The following is a 16,056-nucleotide window of genomic DNA, read 5'->3' on the forward strand; positions in this document are numbered from 1 at the left end:
TGCAGGCGTCCGTGTTAGGGGCCAATCGCCGCCCCTAACAACCTGACTTGGACGCTTTCACTCTAGCTGCATACAACGTGGCAGTACCTGAAATCTCATAAATCAAATCTATCCCTTCACCACAAACCAATACGTCGTTGCCGCTTGATAAACTTCACCCGGTTTAATAAAGCAGTCAGGCTGTGGCCATTCAGGGTGGTTAGGAGTATCAGGCAAAAACTCACTTTCTAACGCCACACCGGCATAAGCCGCATATTGCGCTCCGCGACGGTCGGGCGTTCCGGCTAGAAAGTTACCGCTGTAAAGCTGGAGCGCAGGGGCATCGGTAAAAACCTGCATCTCCAGTTTAGCATCAGCAGCGGTGAGGATCGCCGCGGGGTGTTGTGCATGATGGCAGGTGCTGTGCAGCAGATAGGCGTGATCGTAGCCTTTCACGCACTGCTGGCAGCGATCTTTTAACAAGTCCTGCTGCAAGGTTTTTGCTTTGCGGAAATCCATGCCTGAGCCGCTGACATGAGTAAGATCGCCACATGGGATCCCGTCACTTTCTACCGGAAGATAGTGATCGGCAAAGAGCTGCAGATTCTGCGCCAACGCATCGGTCGTGCAACCATCGCCGTCTAAGTTGAAGTAGGCATGGTTGGTTAAATTCACCGGGCAGGTTTTATCAACTTTTGCCTGCCAGCTAATCTCAACGCGGTTATCTTCCGTGAGGCGGTAAGTCACTTGCGCAATGAGGTTTCCGGGGAAACCCTGATCGCCATCGGCAGAGTTCAACTGATAGGTCACATGCTGGGTATCGTGTGAAATACGTTTCCAACGGCGTTTGTCGAATCCTTCTGGCCCGCCGTGAAGCTGATTTTCGCCTTGGCTCGGATGTAAAACGACGGTTTCACCTTGGTAGACATACTGTGCTTTAGCGATACGGTTGGCGTAACGACCTACCGTGGCACCCAAAAAAGCACCCTGTTCGGTGAATTGCTCGGGCGTTTGGCAGCCGAGCAAAACCTCACGCAAACTGCCGTCGTTCAGTGCGATCTGGCATGAAAGCCATGTTGCGCCCCAATCCATGAATGTGGCAATGCTGCCAGCGGCGTTGGTTAGCGTGGTGAACTGAAACGGCTCGCCATCTGGAGCTCGGGAGGTATCAGCGAAATTTAGCATACGCTGGCTCCTTGTGATGGATAGCAGACATAGAAGGTTTCTTTCAGGCCGGTTTGCGCCGGATATTCGCGTTCAACGGTAGCGCGAACTTCCTCAACCAAGTCTAATGGCATCAGGGCGACGATACAGCCGCCAAAGCCGCCGCCCGTCATGCGAACACCGCCGCGCTCTCCGATGACCTCTTTCACAATTTCAACCAGCGTATCAATAGGTTTAACGGTAATTTCAAAATCATCGCGCATTGAGGCATGGGATTCCGCCATCAATGTGCCCATCAGTTTGAGATCGCCTGCGGCAAGCGCTTTGGCAGCCGCTTCGGTTCGGTCGTTTTCAGTGATGACGTGACGAGCACGGCGCGCAGTCAGCGATTCCAGCCCAGCTTGTTTAGATTCGAATTCTGCCAGCGTGACATCACGCAGGGCTTTTACGTTGAAATACTGCGCAGCGGCTTCGCATTGCTGACGGCGGGTGTTGTATTCGCTATCGACCAATCCACGCTTAACGTTGGAATTGATAATCACGATCGCGACGTCTTTTGGCATGGGAACTGAGCGCGTCGCCAGTGAGCGGCAGTCAATCAGCAGCGCGTGTTTTTCTTCGCCCAGCGCGGAAATCAGCTGATCCATGATGCCGCAGTTGCAGCCAACAAACTTGTTTTCCGCTTCTTGACCATTTAGCGCCAACTGAACGCCATCTAAAGGCAGATCGTACAATGCTTGGAAGGCTTGGCCGACGGCAACCTCAAGCGATGCTGACGAGCTCAGCCCTGCACCTTGTGGTACGTTGCCGCTGATAACTAAGTCTGCGCCGCCGAAATTAGGATTACGGATTTGCAGATATTTCAGCACGCCGCGGACATAGTTGCTCCACATCATGGTGGGATGGGACTCAAATGCGGCATCAAGAGAGAATTCATCTTGTTGATTATCGTAGTCGGCCGCGATTACGCGCACTATGCGATCGTCTCGCTTAGCGCAGCTAATCACGGTTTGATAATCGATAGCGCAGGGCAACACAAAGCCATCGTTGTAATCCGTATGCTCGCCAATCAAATTAACGCGGCCGGGAGCTTGTACCGTCATTGCCGGAGCATAGCCAAAATAACGATTAAAAATATCCTGTGTCACGGTAGTAAGTTGTTGCAGACTCATTTTCGTTTCCTTATTTGGCGTTGGCTTCACGGTAATGGACGTCACTTACTGCGCGTAGACGTTCAGCGGCTTGCTCAGGCGTTAAATCGCGCTGAGTTTCGGCCAGCATTTCGTAGCCGACCATAAATTTACGCACGGTTGCAGAGCGCAACAGTGGTGGATAGAAATGTGCGTGCAACTGCCAGTGTACACAGTCAACCTCATGGAACGGTGCACCGTGCCAGCCCATGGAATAAGGGAAAGAGCACTGGAACAGGTTATCGTAGCGGCTGGTGAGTTTTTTCAATGCAATGGCTAAATCAGCACGCTGCTCTGCGTTGAGATCGGTAATGCGCAAGATGTGTGTTTTCGGCAACAACAGCGTTTCAAAAGGCCATGCAGCCCAGTACGGAACGACGGCGATCCAATGTTCGGTTTCCACCACGGTACGGCTACCGTCGACTATTTCGCGTTTGGCATAGTCCAGCAGCATCGGCGTTTTATTCTGTGCGAAATAGGCTTGCTGTAGGCGATCTTCGCGCGCAGCTTCATTGGGTAGGAAGCTGTTAGCCCAAATCTGCCCGTGCGGATGCGGGTTAGAGCATCCCATTGCGGCGCCTTTATTTTCAAATACCTGCACCCACGGATAGGTCTTCCCAAGATCTGCACTTTGCGTTTGCCATGTCTTAACGATCTCTTCAAGGGCAGGTAAAGAAAGTTCAGGTAACGTCTTACTGTGATCGGGTGAGAAACAGATGACGCGGCTGGTGCCGCGCGCGCTTTCACAGCGCATCAATGGATCGTCGTTTTGCGGCGCATCCGGTGTATCCGGCATCAGCGCTGCAAAATCGTTAGTAAAAACATAGGTGCCGGTGTAATCGGGATTTGTATCACCGGTAACACGCGTATTGCCCGCACACAGAAAACAGTCGGGATCATGCTGTGGCAGCGTTTGAATCGACGGCGTTTCCTGTGCACCCTGCCACGGGCGTTTGGCACGGTGCGGAGAGACCAACACCCACTGATCTGTCAATGGGTTATAACGGCGATGAGGGTGATCGACCGGATTAAACGTGGTCATTATCGGTGCTCCTTTAAATATTATTCAGGTACTTATTCGGGATAGCCCTGCGGATTCTGTGACTGCCAGCGCCAGGTGTCTTGTGCCATATCGTCCAGAGTGCGAGTGACGCGCCAGTTGAGGTCTTTGTCGGCTCGGGTTGAATCAGCCCAGTACGCGGCAAGATCGCCTGCGCGGCGCGGTGCAAAGTGGTAATTCACCGGTTTTCCGCAGGCTTTGCTGAAGGCGTTTACTACTTGCAGCACGCTATAACCAACGCCTGCGCCGAGGTTGTAAATATGCACGCCAGGTTTGTTTGTCATGACGTTGAGTGCGGCCAAATGACCGTCGGCTAAATCGACCACATGGATGTAATCACGCACACCGGTGCCATCTTCGGTTGGATAGTCATTGCCGAAAATAGCCAGAGAATCACGACGACCAACGGCAACCTGAGCGATATACGGCATCAGGTTATTAGGAATGCCTTGTGGATCTTCACCCATTAATCCAGATGGATGAGCGCCAACCGGATTGAAATAGCGCAGCAGGCTAACGCTCCATTCAGGGTCGGCACGGTGCAGATCTTCGAGGATCTGTTCAACCATTAATTTGCTGCGGCCATACGGGCTTGATGGGGTTCCGGTAGGGAAATCTTCAACGTAAGGGATTTTGGGCTGATCGCCATACACGGTGGCGGAAGAGCTAAAAATCATATTTTTGACATTCGCTTCACGCATTGCTTCCAGCAGAGTTAGCGTACCGCTCACGTTGTTATCGTAGTATTCCAGCGGTTTTTGCACTGACTCACCCACGGCTTTTAGCCCTGCAAAGTGGATCACCGAGTCAATCTGGTTTTCAGCGAATATACGGTCAAGTAACAAACGGTCGCGAATGTCGCCTTGATAAAGGGTTGGCGTGTTGCCTGTCAGGGTGTGGATGCGTTCCAAAACGCTGGCTTTGCTGTTGCAAAGATTGTCTAAGATGATCGGCGTATGCCCAGCGGCGATTAACTGTACGCAGGTATGGCTGCCAATGTAACCGCTACCACCAGTAACTAAAACAATCATGATTCGCTCCTTTGGAACATTCAATACAGTAAAGGTAGCATGAGAAAACCGTGAAAAAGGTGATCTATGCTAAATAAATGGAATCGTTTACACAACAATGCAAACGGCTCAGATTCCGATAAGGGTCTATTGTGCGGCGTGACAAGGCTGTCTGCAAGTTCAGATAAATCGAGAATGTGTGGTAGCGGTTACACTGCGGAGAATGCAAAATTTGAGTGATTAAAATAGGGCCTTCTGGCGAAGACCCGTGAGGCAGATTAATTTAATAATTATGCGTGATACATCGGATAGGTAAAGAACAAGAGGTGAATGATGTTCAGCGCAAAGTGGAAAAGAGTCGCTACCCATAGCCGACCGCTCCACATCCACGCCAGACCATAAATCACGCCTGCTAATCCGGCAAAAATCACCATCAGCCAGCCGCCGGCAAAATGCGCTAAGCCGAAAATAACCGCCGTAATCAACAGCGCGGGAAGATGGCCTAACCAGCCGCTGAGACGTTGCTGTAGATAGCCGCGAAAGAGCGCTTCTTCTGCCAAAGAGACGAAGAACAGATTAGCCAGTGCAAATTGCCATAGCCACGCGGGCTGGTGAAGTTCAATCCGCAAGCCGCCAAGCGCCACGGCAATAAGTAATAAAACTGGAACGCTAATGCCAAGCACTACCCACTGGCAAACTGGGCGTGAGGCGGCGATCGGCGTGCGGAATAACGTCGGCAGCGCAAGTAAGAGAATAAAAGGAACCAGCGCTTTGTCGAAGTTGTAGTACATCGAAAATGGCGCGCTGTGTGGACCGGCAATCACTTTGTCGAGAATTTTAGGATTATTGAAGCCGGGCACCATGTGCAGAAACAGCACGATTGCGGCTAACACCAATAAGATTTCGCTGTTGAATCCGCCTTTTTGCTGATGTTCCCAACGATAGCGGGCTAGCCCAGCAAGAATGACAACCGCCATAAAGGCTAAAGCATTAAAATTAAGAATGCCTTGGCTGAACGCCAGCGCTGTAGCAGAAAGAAGTAAAAAAGCGGATAGCTGTCGTTGAAACGAAAGCACGGCTAAGGAAGCGGCTAGAGCACCCCACATAGATATTCCCTTATGTTTTATATTTAAGCTCGAATGATAACACAGAGAAATTAGTTAACTGCTCTGAGAAGCGGGCTTTAAGATAAGTAAAGCCCTGTAGAGAGAGGCAAAGCGGATGAGCAGGGCGTTATAAACGATCGGTTTGGTAGCGATAGGTATCGCCTTCAGCGACAAACGTCAGACGGTGGGTTATACACTCGGGGGCATCTTCTGCATGATGAGAAACAAACAGCAGCTGGCTATTGCCATCGGTCATCAGAATATCAATCCAGTGTTTAACCAGTTGGCGGTTAATGGGATCAAGCCCTTGTAGTGGTTCATCTAAAATCAGCAGTGCCGGATGTTTCACTAACGCCCGGGCGATCAGCGCCAAACGTTGTTGACCCCATGAGAGATCGTGGAAAGGATGATGACTCAGCGCCTGCATGCCTAGCATCTCTAGCCACTGATCGGTTAGTTTTTCCTGCCTGTCAGACGTGGCCTGATAAATACCAATGGAATCTAAAAAGCCAGACAAAATGACGTTACGCAAGCTGATGCTAACGCGATATTCCAGATGCAGGTTGCTGCTCACGTAGCCAATGTGTTTTTTGATATCCCAAATGGTTTCACCGCTGCCGCGACGACGGCCAAACAACGTGAGATCGTTGCTATATCCCTGTGGGTGATCGCCGGTGATCAGGCTGAGCAACGTAGATTTACCTGCGCCGTTGGGGCCGACGATCTGCCAATGCTGTTGAGGATCAACCTGCCAATCAAGATGGTTGAGAATGGGGCGATCGTTATAGTGAACGCAGCCATTTTTAAGCATGATACGCGGCTGATCGAGAGGTAATCGATCTGGTTGACGAGGATCTTCGGTTTCAGGTAATTGCATATCTGCAAGGCTTTCGCTGTGAGCTAACTGCGCGACTAACGTTTGTGATAAGACATCTAAGCGGTTACCGACGAGGGTGAGCTCGCATTCAGCCAGCACGCCAACGTGCTCAACAAAATCGGGGATATCATCAAACCGGTTGAGTATTAAAACTGTTGTTACTCCCTGTACGTTTAGCGTTTGTAATATCTGTGCTAATTGCGCACGTGAGTTAACGTCTAATCCATCAAAGGGCTCGTCCAACACCAGTAAATCAGGCTGACTCATCAGCGTTTGGCACAGCAAAGCTTTGCGGGTTTCACCTGTTGAAAGATATTTAAAGCGGCGGTCTAGCAATGGTTCAATGCCAAACTGTGCGGCTAATTGTTGGCAGCGTTTTGAATCTTTAACTTCAGACTGAATAATTTCGGCGGCAGTACGACCAGTATCATCTTCGCCTTCGCTGAGCATGTCGGTGTTATTACGCTGCCATTCGTCGCTGAGCAGTTTTTGAAGCTGCTCGAAAGAGAGCCGGATAGGGTGGGAAAATGACGACGTTGCTTCGCCATTAAGCTGTGGTAAGTCCTGCGTAAGGGCTCGCGCCAGCGCTGATTTTCCACTGCCGTTTGCGCCCACAAACGCCCAGCTTTCGCCAGAATGAAGGGTGAGTTCAGGTAAAAAAAGCGTCCGAGTATCGCCGAGGCGAAAACGGGCTTGGCTAAAGCTTAATGAGGTCATACGGCATGCGGCTCCCTAAAAAGTTTTCAGCTATTAGGGATAATGAGTGCGTCGTAGGGTGTCAAGGCTAGCAGCGGGAGATTTCAGACGAAAGAACTATAACGGTGCGATATCCCTCCGATTAAAGAGGGAGCGCTATTTTATCGGTATCGGCGTTTAAGCTAAGGTGGCCAAAATCACCTGATCGGCGTTGAACTGAGCCGTTACCGTTTTACCTAAGCTCAGTTTTAGATGGGCCATAGTTTGATTATCAACGGTAGAACAGAGCGTAACACCGCCGTCTAGCTGTACCAGCACTTCGCTGTTTTCAGAGCCCGACTGAATATGGCTCACTTTGCCGGTTAAATTGTTATCGGCAGCATGGGCGAGTGCGGCATCGGTGGTTAGTTTCACCCAAGGGGCTTTGATTAACACCAACACTTCTTTACCGGGTGATAACGCTAAACGTTCGGCGCTTTGTTCCGTGATGGCGGCGTGCAGTAAGGTTTTCCCATCGGCGAGCAGTACGCTGATGTGCTGCTGTACCTGCTGGTGGTCGCGTTCGGTGACGGTACCAAAAAACTGATTACGGGCGCTGGTTTGTAAGGAGAAACGCGCGATAGCAGCCAGTAGGCTATCCAATGGAAGATCGTCTTTGTTTAGCACGTCGAACGCTTTTTGTTGGATCTGCCCAAGCAGGTCGTAAAGAGCAATGAGACGTTCGCCATAGCGGGTGATTTTGGCACCGCCGCCGCCTTTACCGCCGGTTGCGCGATCGACCAACGATTCTTCGGAAAGCTGGTTCATCTCATTCACGGCATCCCAAGCGCTTTTATAACTGATCCCAGCGAGCTTTGCGCCTTGACTGATTGAACCGGTATGGCGGACCTGTTTGAGTAATTCAATCCGACGCGGATCGGCAAACAGGCGTTGCTGGAGTTTTAGCGTCAGTAAAATTTCGGCTTGCATAGGGTTCATCCTTCACAGGTTATGCTTTCATTTTCGCTGATAACGGCCCTAAGACGCAAACCGCATGTGTGAATAACTTCAGACCGCACATTTAGGGCGTACAATTTGCGCTAAGCTGTTTAATATATGCGGCGAGATTCTGTATTATGAGTCAGTATGAGATAGTGTGGCTGAATTGCTGCAACCAACACTGAGTGAGGCTGTTATGTTGGAATTATTAAAGAGTCTGGTTTTTGCTGCAATCATGGTTCCCGTGGTTATGGCTGCCATTCTTGGCTTGATTTATGGCTTGGGAGAAGTGTTTAACATTGTCTCCGGCGTTGGTCATTCTGATGAAAAACGTTCTAATCACTAAAACGTGATATTTTTTATTAAACGCCCAGCGATGATTGCTGGGCGTTTTTGTTTGAGACGCTGCAAACTTTTTCGATAAATCAAACCCACTTCATGTTTACCGCTATCGTGCTGATATTGTCAGTGACACTGGCGTTGCCTGCGTCATATAATCAAATACATAACGTATGGGCATCACATCATTTTAATGGGGTCACTGATGAAAGCATGGAATAAGTTGGTTGTAGGTACCGTTCTGGCCGTTGGCGTAAGTCAGGTTGCTATCGCGCAAGAAAAAGTTACCGTATTTGCGGCGGCGTCCTTAACTAACGCATTGCAGGATATTGCGGCACAGTATGAAAAAGGAAAAGACGTAAAAGTTGTTTCTTCCTTTGCTTCTTCTTCCACGCTTGCACGCCAAATTGACCAAGGCGCTCCAGCAGACCTCTTCATCTCTGCAGACCAACAGTGGATGGATTTCGCGATTGATAAAAAAGCGATGGTTGCCGATACCCGTATCACGCTGTTGGGCAACGAATTGGTGTTGGTCGCTGCGAAAGATAGCAAAATCGACAAAGTAAATATCGACAAAAAAACTGATTGGAAAGCATTGCTGAACGGTGGTCGTTTGGCGGTGGGCGATCCTGATCACGTGCCTGCAGGCATCTATGCGAAAGAAGCATTACAGAAACTGGGCGCGTGGGATGAACTGTCTCCACTCATGGCGCGTGCTAACGATGTGCGCGCGGCGCTGGCTCTGGTTGAACGCGATGAAGCACCTTTAGGTATCGTTTACGGTTCTGATGCCGTTGCGAGCAAAAAAGTGAAGGTTGTTGGTATTTTCCCAGCGGATTCGCATAAGCCTGTTGAATACCCAATGGCCATTGTGAAAGACAAACAAACGCCTGCGGTGAAGGCATTTTATGACTATCTGCGCACGCCGGAAGCCGCGGCTATCTTCACCCGTTATGGATTTACCCCGCGCTAATGTTTCTGAGTGCATATGAGTGGGAAGCGGTCGTCCTGAGCCTACAGGTTGCAGGAACGGCCGTTATCTTTAGTCTTCCCGTCGGTATTTTCACTGCTTGGGTGCTGGTGCGCTGCAATTTCCCCGGCAAATCCCTGCTTGATAGCATTATTCACCTGCCGTTGGTTTTACCTCCGGTCGTTATTGGCTATTTATTATTAATCGGCATGGGTCGTAAGGGCGTGATTGGTGCGTGGCTTTATGACTGGTTCGGTTTTAGCTTCAGTTTTAGCTGGCATGGTGCGGCATTAGCCTCGGCGGTGGTGGCTTTTCCACTGATGGTGCGTGCGATTCGTCTCGCTTTGGCTGCGGTTGATTCTAAGCTAGAACAGGCTGCACGCACGTTAGGCGCTAACCCATGGAAGGTGTTTTTCACCATTACTCTACCGCTTTCGTTCCCTGGCATTCTCGCCGGAACCGTGCTGGCATTTGCTCGTTCTCTGGGGGAATTTGGCGCAACGATCACCTTTGTGTCGAATATTCCTGGCGAAACCCGAACGATTCCTCTGGCGATGTATACCCTAATTGAAACGCCGGGCGCAGAAGCGGATGCTGCTCGCCTGTGTGCCATTGCGATTGTTTTATCTTTGGTTTCATTGCTGCTGTCTGAATGGCTGGCACGATGGAGCCAGAAGCGGTTAGGAGGCTAAGACGCATGCTAGAACTTGATATACATCAGCGCCTTGGCGATTTGAATCTTGACGTTAAAGCAACGCTACCCTCAAAGGGTATTACGGCTATTTTTGGATTATCCGGCGCGGGAAAAACATCGCTTATTAATGTGATTGGTGGGCTGACTCGTCCGCAAAAAGGGTCTGTTGTGCTCAATGGCAGGGCATTAGTCGACACTGCGCGTCGTATTTGTTTACCGCCGGAAAAGCGCCGCATTGGCTATGTTTTTCAGGATGCGCGCTTATTTCCCCATTATCGCGTGCGTGGAAATCTGGAATACGGCATGGCTGCGTCGATGCGTTCACAGTTTGATAGCATTGTTCAACTGCTGGGTATTGAAGCGTTGCTAGACCGCTTTCCGTTTAGCTTGTCGGGTGGTGAAAAGCAACGCGTAGCAATCGGGCGAGCATTGTTAACGGCTCCCGAAGTTTTGCTGATGGACGAGCCTCTGGCTTCGCTAGATGTACCGCGTAAACGTGAGCTTCTACCGTATCTAGAGCGCTTGGCGCAAGACGTGAATATCCCCATCCTTTATGTTAGCCATAGCATGGATGAAATTTTGCGCTTGGCAGAATATGTGCTGTTGCTTGACCAAGGCCAAGTCCGCGCGTTTGGCGAACTTGAAGAGGTTTGGGCGAGCAGTGCGTTACGTCCTTGGCTGCAAAAGGAAGAGCAGAGCAGCGTGCTCAATGTCAGCGTATTAAAGCATCATGAGCACTATGCCATGACGGCATTATCGCTGGGTGAGCAGCATATTTGGGTTGGGAAACTCGATGTTGCGCCGCATAGCCAACTGCGTATCCGTATTAATGCTGCGGATGTATCGTTAGTTTTAGAACCTCCTGCGTCGACGAGCATTCGTAATATTTTGACCGCAACGGTTGCCGAGTGTTTGGATGTCGACGAGCAAGTGGAAGTAAAGCTATCGGTGGGAGAGGCGATTTTATGGGCGCGAATCACTCCGTGGGCACGTGATGACCTCGATATTCATGTAGGCCAAAAGCTGTATGCGCAGATTAAAAGTGTGTCGATCAGTCGTTAATATCCGCAGGTAAATAAAACAAAAAACTCCGCCTTGTGCGGAGTTTTTTGTTTATGCGCCTAACGGTTGGTTGCCGAAGGCGAAAAATGTACGACACGATCACCCTAACGAGAAGAGTATAGCGACAGGTTCAGGCCATCTGCAATACGTGAATAACTTAAGATAGTTGTAAGTTTGTCGAAATATACAGAGGTTAATAACTGTATATATAATCAGTATTGTTAGGGGGGCCAATGCGGATGGAAAAGATTTCTTAAGTCCTAGCTGGAACAGGTGGTGCTGGCCAGTGTCTTGGCTTGGAGTATGGCACGATCGCCCTAACATGTGATCCCAGCGTGGCGACAGGCAATGTAAAGGTAAGTCATGCAGGCGTCATGCTCCTGATGCAGGGAGCAAACGGATGAGTCTATTATCAGCGTTTAGAGTTCGTTGTCGCAGCGATGCGGCTGATTAGACTGCTGTTCAATGATATTTAAAAGCAGCAAACTAAAACGTAGCTAAGGTGTGAGGGAATACACCTCCCTCACTCTTTAACATCGGTTGACTCGAATACGGTTGGCTCGAATAGATATCTTGCTGAGACGGCTGAATGAAACTACAGAACTTTTTGCGTCAGAAAATCGGCAATAGATGTTTCTTCATTTCCGCCGATAACGGCTTTAGCACGCGCTTTTACTTCGTCGGCGCTGTTGCCCATAGCAACACCGAGCCCGACGCTTTCGAGCATGCTGATGTCGTTAAAGTTATCGCCAAAGGCAATCACCTCAGACATATCAATGCCGCGTGAGGCGACGTATTCGGCTAATCGGTTACCTTTGCTGTTGCCTGTTTGCGCAACGTCGACCTGATCGTGCCAAGACCATTCGCAGGCGAGTCCCAGATCGGTTTCGATGCCGTTGGCAAAAGCGCGCAATTTGGCAATATCGGTATCGGAGGTGGCGAACTTCCAGATCGCTTTAACATCGTTAGCGGCTTGCTGGAGGCTTTCAACCTGAAGAAGGGTTGGACGCTGGTTTTCAGGTAAAGATTCCGCCCAAGCATGAGAACGAATGACATGGCCGCTGGTTTGCTGATACAGCATGGCGTCATCGACGTACATCAGGCCGTGAATATCAGCATCGTTTAGGCGCTCTAAAACCTGATGAGCTTGAGCCGCGGTCAGCGGGTTTGATGCCAGAACGCTGCGCGCCTGATAGTCATACAGATAGGTGCCATTGCAGCAAATCGCCGGGGTGTTGAGGTTAAGCGCCTGATAGAAGGGATGAATGGCAATATGATGGCGACCGGTAACGATCATCACTTCTAAACCTGCTTTGCGTGCTAAATCCAGCGCAGCCAGCGACTCAGGCAGTATCTGTTTACGACTGGTTAGCAGGGTGCCGTCCAGATCAAGCGCAATCATGCGGTAGCTCATAAGCATTCCTTTATTAGGTAATAATAAGTTTTTTGATAATAAATTGAATAATAAATCTATTTACAATCAGCGTGCTCTCATTAAGGGCAAATGTTACACCTCAGCGCTGATTTGAAAAATGAAAAACTGTTCGTGTGGTTCACCGTGCTGGTTCAAGTTATCGGCTCAAACAGCGCACTAAGATCGTCAGCCGAAAACTTCGTGGAACCGCTGGTGTCCTCAGACAAAATACTGTCAGCCAGCGCGGCTTTTTTATCCTGTAGTGCCACGATTTTTTCTTCAATGCTGCCAGCAGCAATCAGTTTGTAAACGAACACCGGTTTGTCTTGCCCCATTCTGTGGGCGCGGTCGGTAGCCTGATTTTCAGCCGCGGGATTCCACCACGGGTCGTAATGGATCACCGTGTCAGCCGCAGTCAGATTTAGCCCAACGCCACCGGCTTTTAAGCTGATTAAAAACAGGGGAACTTCGCCCCGCTGGAAACGCTGTACTGGCGCATGACGATCTGCCGTTGAACCGGTCAGCGTCACGTAGGCTATGCCTGCCTTATCCAATGCCTGTGAGATTAAATCCAGCATACCGGTGAACTGGGAGAACAATAGGATACGGCGACCTTCGTCGATCATCTCAGGCAGGAGTTCGAGCAGCAGTTCGAGCTTGGCTGACTCCTTAACCAATGCCGCTTTTTCCAAATTGACCAAACGAGGATCGCAACAAACTTGGCGTAGTTTAAGCAATGCGTCCAAAACGATAATGTGGCTGCGCGCCATGCCTTGAGAATCAATCGCGGTGCGAACTTTTTCCTGCATCGCGGTACGTACCGTTTCATACAAATCGCGCTGTGAGCCCTTTAGTTCAACGGTGCGTAGTAGCGTAGTTTTTGGTGGCAGTTCGGTAGCAACGTCATCTTTACGGCGGCGCAGCATGAATGGGCGGATGCGTCGCACCAATAAGTCACGACGCACGGCGTCTCCGTCTCTTTCGATAGGTACGCGCCAGCGCTGGTTAAACTCTTTTTGACTGCCGAGGAAACCAGGGAGTAAAAAGTCGAAAAGTGACCAAATTTCACCCAGATGATTTTCCAGCGGTGTGCCGGTTAAACATAAACGGTGGCGCGCATTGAGGTCACGTAATGCGGTGGCTGCTCGCGTCGTCGCATTTTTAACGTACTGTGCCTCATCAAGGATCAACAGATGGTAATCATGCTGAGTGAGGACCTTCTGATCTCGCCACAGCAGAGAATAGGTGGTCAAAATCAGGTCGCACTGCTCAATGCGATCAAAGTGATCTTTTCGTTGCGGTCCGCTGAGAACGAGGACATTAAGATCGGGAGTAAATCGTGCGGCCTCTTCACGCCAGTTATGCACCAAGGTTGTTGGCACCACGATAAGCGCCGGGCGATCGAGCCTGCCTGACTCTTTTTCCAGCAGGATATGCGCCAGCGTTTGCACCGTTTTGCCTAATCCCATATCGTCGGCCAGCACGCCTGATATGTTTTGTTCGCGTAAAAACTGCATCCAGCTTAGGCCTTGATGCTGATAGCCACGCAGCGTCGCCTGAAGGCCTAGCGGGACCGGCACTAGCTGCAACCCCGGCCCATCTTGTAAACGCTGAGCCAAAGCCTGAATTGAGGTTTCTCCGTGGAACTGCCAGCGCCCTGTATCGCTTAGGGCGGCTAAACGGCCTGCATCAAGCGCGGAAATCTTCAGCGCTGCTTTGCCATGACCTAACTGCGCGAATAGGTCGACAAGCACGCGAACGACCGGTTTGAGGCGATTGGCGGCTATGCGTAAACGCTCGCCTTGCTCGGTGCTAAGAATAATGCCTTCATCATCGTCGATAGTTTCGAGTTCGCCGTCTAACCAGCGGCGATCGCGACGAAACAGGTCAGCCAGTAATGGTTCGAGCCGAACGGTACGATCGCCGACTAAAATGCCCATTTCAACGTCAAACCACCCTTCATCAGCTGACTGGATGCTGCCGCTAATGTCATTGATTTCAATAATATTAAAGTTGGAATCATGGGTCATCACGATACGCCAGCCTTTGTTTTCCAAAGTAGGAAGCGTATGGCTGACAAACGAAGGCCAACTTTCAGGGTTTGGCAGGCCATAAATAGTGTCAGGTAATGCAGGAGGCCGAGTTTTATCGCTTAGCGTGATGAGTTCTAGGCCGCAATTTTTGAGCTCTTTGGCGCGCTGTTTTTCAATCTCGCTACGTCGTTGAATTTGGATAACGTTGCCGTTGTCTGCGGGGAATAGGGTGGTGTCCTGTTTAGGATCAACGCTAATCCCATCGTAATCAAAGGTAAATGTTGCAAAGTCGAGTGGCCAATTACGATAGCCATAGTTGCCGAAACCGCCCATGTAGACGTTTTGGGTATCAAGCTGCAAAACGGGAACGGGCTCGACGTCAATAACGCGAAGTTCTGAAGAACTCATGCTAGGCGGCAGCGGGAGTTCAGGGGCGATTTCGCCCAGCACCGCAGCCACTAACGGTGCTTCACTCAGTGAAATAGGGGGCATGGACAAGAATTCATCCAACTGAGCGAAGGGCTGAGTGAGCTCGACGGTACCCGCTTCACCGCTTTGAGTATCGATGTACCACGGCGGCGTGGTCGGTAATACCCATGATGCCTGAGGCTGAACCTGCAGTATTGGACGTAAACGATGATCGGGCAGACGCTGCCACTGAACTTCACCGGGTCGTTGTTCGCCTAAATATAAAGGCTCGCTGGAATCAATCACAAAGAAACGGTTAGTGGCCATCATTTTGCGAATGAGTTCTGCGCCGTTGGTTCCCTGCAGCTCAAACGCCGCCATGCCGTTACGCGGTCGTTCAATCCACAGTTCACGCAGGATTTGAAAATCTTCAGGTGTAACGAATTTAGGTGGCTTAACCAGCGCGGGCTCAATATTGTGCCACTGCTGATCGATGCTGCGTACGGCACCGTCTTTATCTAACTTTGCCTTGAAGAGCCGAATTTCATGATGTTGTCGGTGTTCTGACCAAGCTAATACGTAGACTAAGGTCTGAGTGGGTTTTTTAGCGACAACAGAAGATGTCTGTTGAGCGCGAAAAGCCTCTAGCCAACGTAGCAGCTCAGGTCGTGCACCGGAGGCAGTGGGCTCTTGCTCTTCGAGGCCCGCTAAAAGAACGGCAGCAACGTGTTTACAGTTAAAACCCACGGGGCACGAGCACTCGCCCTCAATGCGTAACTGATTTTGTTTATCGTGGAAGTAGATAACCACCGCGTAGGGGCGTTTTTCGGTTCCCTGTACCTTGGCGGTGAGCATATTGCCCTGCCAGTGGAGTTGCGAAACGGCTCGCGAGTAATCTCGCGCCTTGGCTAAGGTCGCATGACCTAACCAATGAGCAACCTGAGTTCGGTCATAGGAAACTGACGGCATTATCTTGATCTCTTCTTCATCGTTTGAAAGGAAAATGACAGCACATAGACGTTGAGAAGTTTTCACCCAATGATGCAGCTGCGCGCATCCGCGTGAAAAAAAGAAAG

At 50.3% G+C, this 16,056-nt stretch carries 13 protein-coding genes; 4 read left to right on the plus strand and 9 right to left on the minus strand.

Features of this window, described 5'->3' with window-relative positions; all coding sequences use genetic code 11:
• Positions 1-108: 108 nt before the first annotated feature.
• The 7 genes from galM to modE form a co-directional block, all read right to left on the minus strand.
• Positions 109-1,164 (minus strand): galactose-1-epimerase, encoded by a 1,056-nt coding sequence (gene galM / locus AB3Y96_RS06560; protein WP_367298773.1) that lies wholly within the window; start codon positions 1,162-1,164, stop codon positions 109-111.
• The gene (gene galK, locus AB3Y96_RS06565) at positions 1,158-2,315 is read right to left on the minus strand and encodes a galactokinase (protein ID WP_367298774.1); all 1,158 of its coding nucleotides are present in this window, start codon (positions 2,313-2,315) and stop codon (positions 1,158-1,160) included. The genes galM and galK overlap by 7 nt, the downstream gene beginning before the upstream one ends.
• A 10-nt stretch (positions 2,316-2,325) precedes the next feature.
• Entirely contained in the window at positions 2,326-3,375 is a 1,050-nt protein-coding gene (gene galT, locus AB3Y96_RS06570) for a galactose-1-phosphate uridylyltransferase (RefSeq protein WP_367298775.1), read from the minus strand.
• 32 nt (positions 3,376-3,407) lie between these two features.
• Positions 3,408-4,424: a UDP-glucose 4-epimerase GalE gene (gene galE / locus AB3Y96_RS06575; RefSeq protein WP_367298776.1), complete on the minus strand. Its 1,017-nt coding sequence runs from the start codon at positions 4,422-4,424 to the stop codon at positions 3,408-3,410.
• 269 nt (positions 4,425-4,693) lie between these two features.
• Positions 4,694-5,509 (minus strand): lysostaphin resistance A-like protein, encoded by an 816-nt coding sequence (locus AB3Y96_RS06580; RefSeq protein WP_367298777.1) that lies wholly within the window; start codon positions 5,507-5,509, stop codon positions 4,694-4,696.
• Positions 5,510-5,636: 127 nt separating this feature from the next.
• Positions 5,637-7,103, minus strand: a complete 1,467-nt coding sequence (modF, locus tag AB3Y96_RS06585; protein ID WP_367298778.1) for a molybdate ABC transporter ATP-binding protein ModF — start codon at positions 7,101-7,103, stop codon at positions 5,637-5,639.
• A gap of 156 nt (positions 7,104-7,259) precedes the next feature.
• Entirely contained in the window at positions 7,260-8,051 is a 792-nt protein-coding gene (gene modE / locus AB3Y96_RS06590) for a molybdenum-dependent transcriptional regulator (RefSeq protein WP_367298779.1), read from the minus strand.
• 205 nt (positions 8,052-8,256) lie between these two features.
• Here modE and AB3Y96_RS06595 point away from each other — a divergent pair, with 205 nt between their 5' ends.
• From AB3Y96_RS06595 to modC, 4 genes are all read left to right on the plus strand, one after another.
• Positions 8,257-8,406: an AcrZ family multidrug efflux pump-associated protein gene (locus AB3Y96_RS06595; RefSeq protein ID WP_040045565.1), complete on the plus strand. Its 150-nt coding sequence runs from the start codon at positions 8,257-8,259 to the stop codon at positions 8,404-8,406.
• 195 nt (positions 8,407-8,601) lie between these two features.
• Entirely contained in the window at positions 8,602-9,372 is a 771-nt protein-coding gene (modA, locus tag AB3Y96_RS06600; protein ID WP_072308118.1) for a molybdate ABC transporter substrate-binding protein, read from the plus strand.
• On the plus strand, positions 9,372-10,061 hold the full coding sequence (gene modB / locus AB3Y96_RS06605) for a molybdate ABC transporter permease subunit (protein ID WP_072308062.1): 690 nt from the start codon (positions 9,372-9,374) through the stop codon (positions 10,059-10,061). The genes modA and modB overlap by 1 nt, the downstream gene beginning before the upstream one ends.
• A gap of 5 nt (positions 10,062-10,066) precedes the next feature.
• On the plus strand, positions 10,067-11,125 hold the full coding sequence (modC, locus tag AB3Y96_RS06610) for a molybdenum ABC transporter ATP-binding protein ModC (RefSeq protein WP_367298780.1): 1,059 nt from the start codon (positions 10,067-10,069) through the stop codon (positions 11,123-11,125).
• A 595-nt stretch (positions 11,126-11,720) separates the two neighbouring features.
• On the opposite strand, the gene AB3Y96_RS06615 is transcribed toward modC, so the two are convergent.
• Both AB3Y96_RS06615 and AB3Y96_RS06620 read right to left on the minus strand, forming a co-directional pair.
• Entirely contained in the window at positions 11,721-12,539 is an 819-nt protein-coding gene (locus AB3Y96_RS06615) for a pyridoxal phosphatase (RefSeq protein WP_367298781.1), read from the minus strand.
• A 152-nt stretch (positions 12,540-12,691) separates the two neighbouring features.
• Complete coding sequence (locus AB3Y96_RS06620) at positions 12,692-15,949, minus strand: SNF2-related protein (RefSeq protein ID WP_367298782.1); 3,258 nt, start codon at positions 15,947-15,949, stop codon at positions 12,692-12,694.
• Positions 15,950-16,056 lie beyond the last annotated feature (107 nt).

Origin of the sequence: Hafnia alvei (genome assembly GCF_964063325.1) — a bacterium.
Classification (GTDB): Bacteria; Pseudomonadota; Gammaproteobacteria; order Enterobacterales; family Enterobacteriaceae; genus Hafnia; species Hafnia alvei_B.

Coding starts and splice junctions, on each gene's coding strand:
- galT (WP_367298775.1), bottom strand. CDS start 3,375: ATGACCACGTTTAATCCGGTCGATCACCCTCATCGCCGTTATAACCCA.
- modC (WP_367298780.1), top strand. CDS start 10,067: ATGCTAGAACTTGATATACATCAGCGCCTTGGCGATTTGAATCTTGAC.
- AB3Y96_RS06595 (WP_040045565.1), top strand. CDS start 8,257: ATGTTGGAATTATTAAAGAGTCTGGTTTTTGCTGCAATCATGGTTCCC.
- galE (WP_367298776.1), bottom strand. CDS start 4,424: ATGATTGTTTTAGTTACTGGTGGTAGCGGTTACATTGGCAGCCATACC.
- AB3Y96_RS06615 (WP_367298781.1), bottom strand. CDS start 12,539: ATGAGCTACCGCATGATTGCGCTTGATCTGGACGGCACCCTGCTAACC.
- modF (WP_367298778.1), bottom strand. CDS start 7,103: ATGACCTCATTAAGCTTTAGCCAAGCCCGTTTTCGCCTCGGCGATACT.
- modB (WP_072308062.1), top strand. CDS start 9,372: ATGTTTCTGAGTGCATATGAGTGGGAAGCGGTCGTCCTGAGCCTACAG.
- galM (WP_367298773.1), bottom strand. CDS start 1,164: ATGCTAAATTTCGCTGATACCTCCCGAGCTCCAGATGGCGAGCCGTTT.
- modE (WP_367298779.1), bottom strand. CDS start 8,051: ATGCAAGCCGAAATTTTACTGACGCTAAAACTCCAGCAACGCCTGTTT.
- AB3Y96_RS06580 (WP_367298777.1), bottom strand. CDS start 5,509: ATGTGGGGTGCTCTAGCCGCTTCCTTAGCCGTGCTTTCGTTTCAACGA.
- AB3Y96_RS06620 (WP_367298782.1), bottom strand. CDS start 15,949: ATGCCGTCAGTTTCCTATGACCGAACTCAGGTTGCTCATTGGTTAGGT.
- galK (WP_367298774.1), bottom strand. CDS start 2,315: ATGAGTCTGCAACAACTTACTACCGTGACACAGGATATTTTTAATCGT.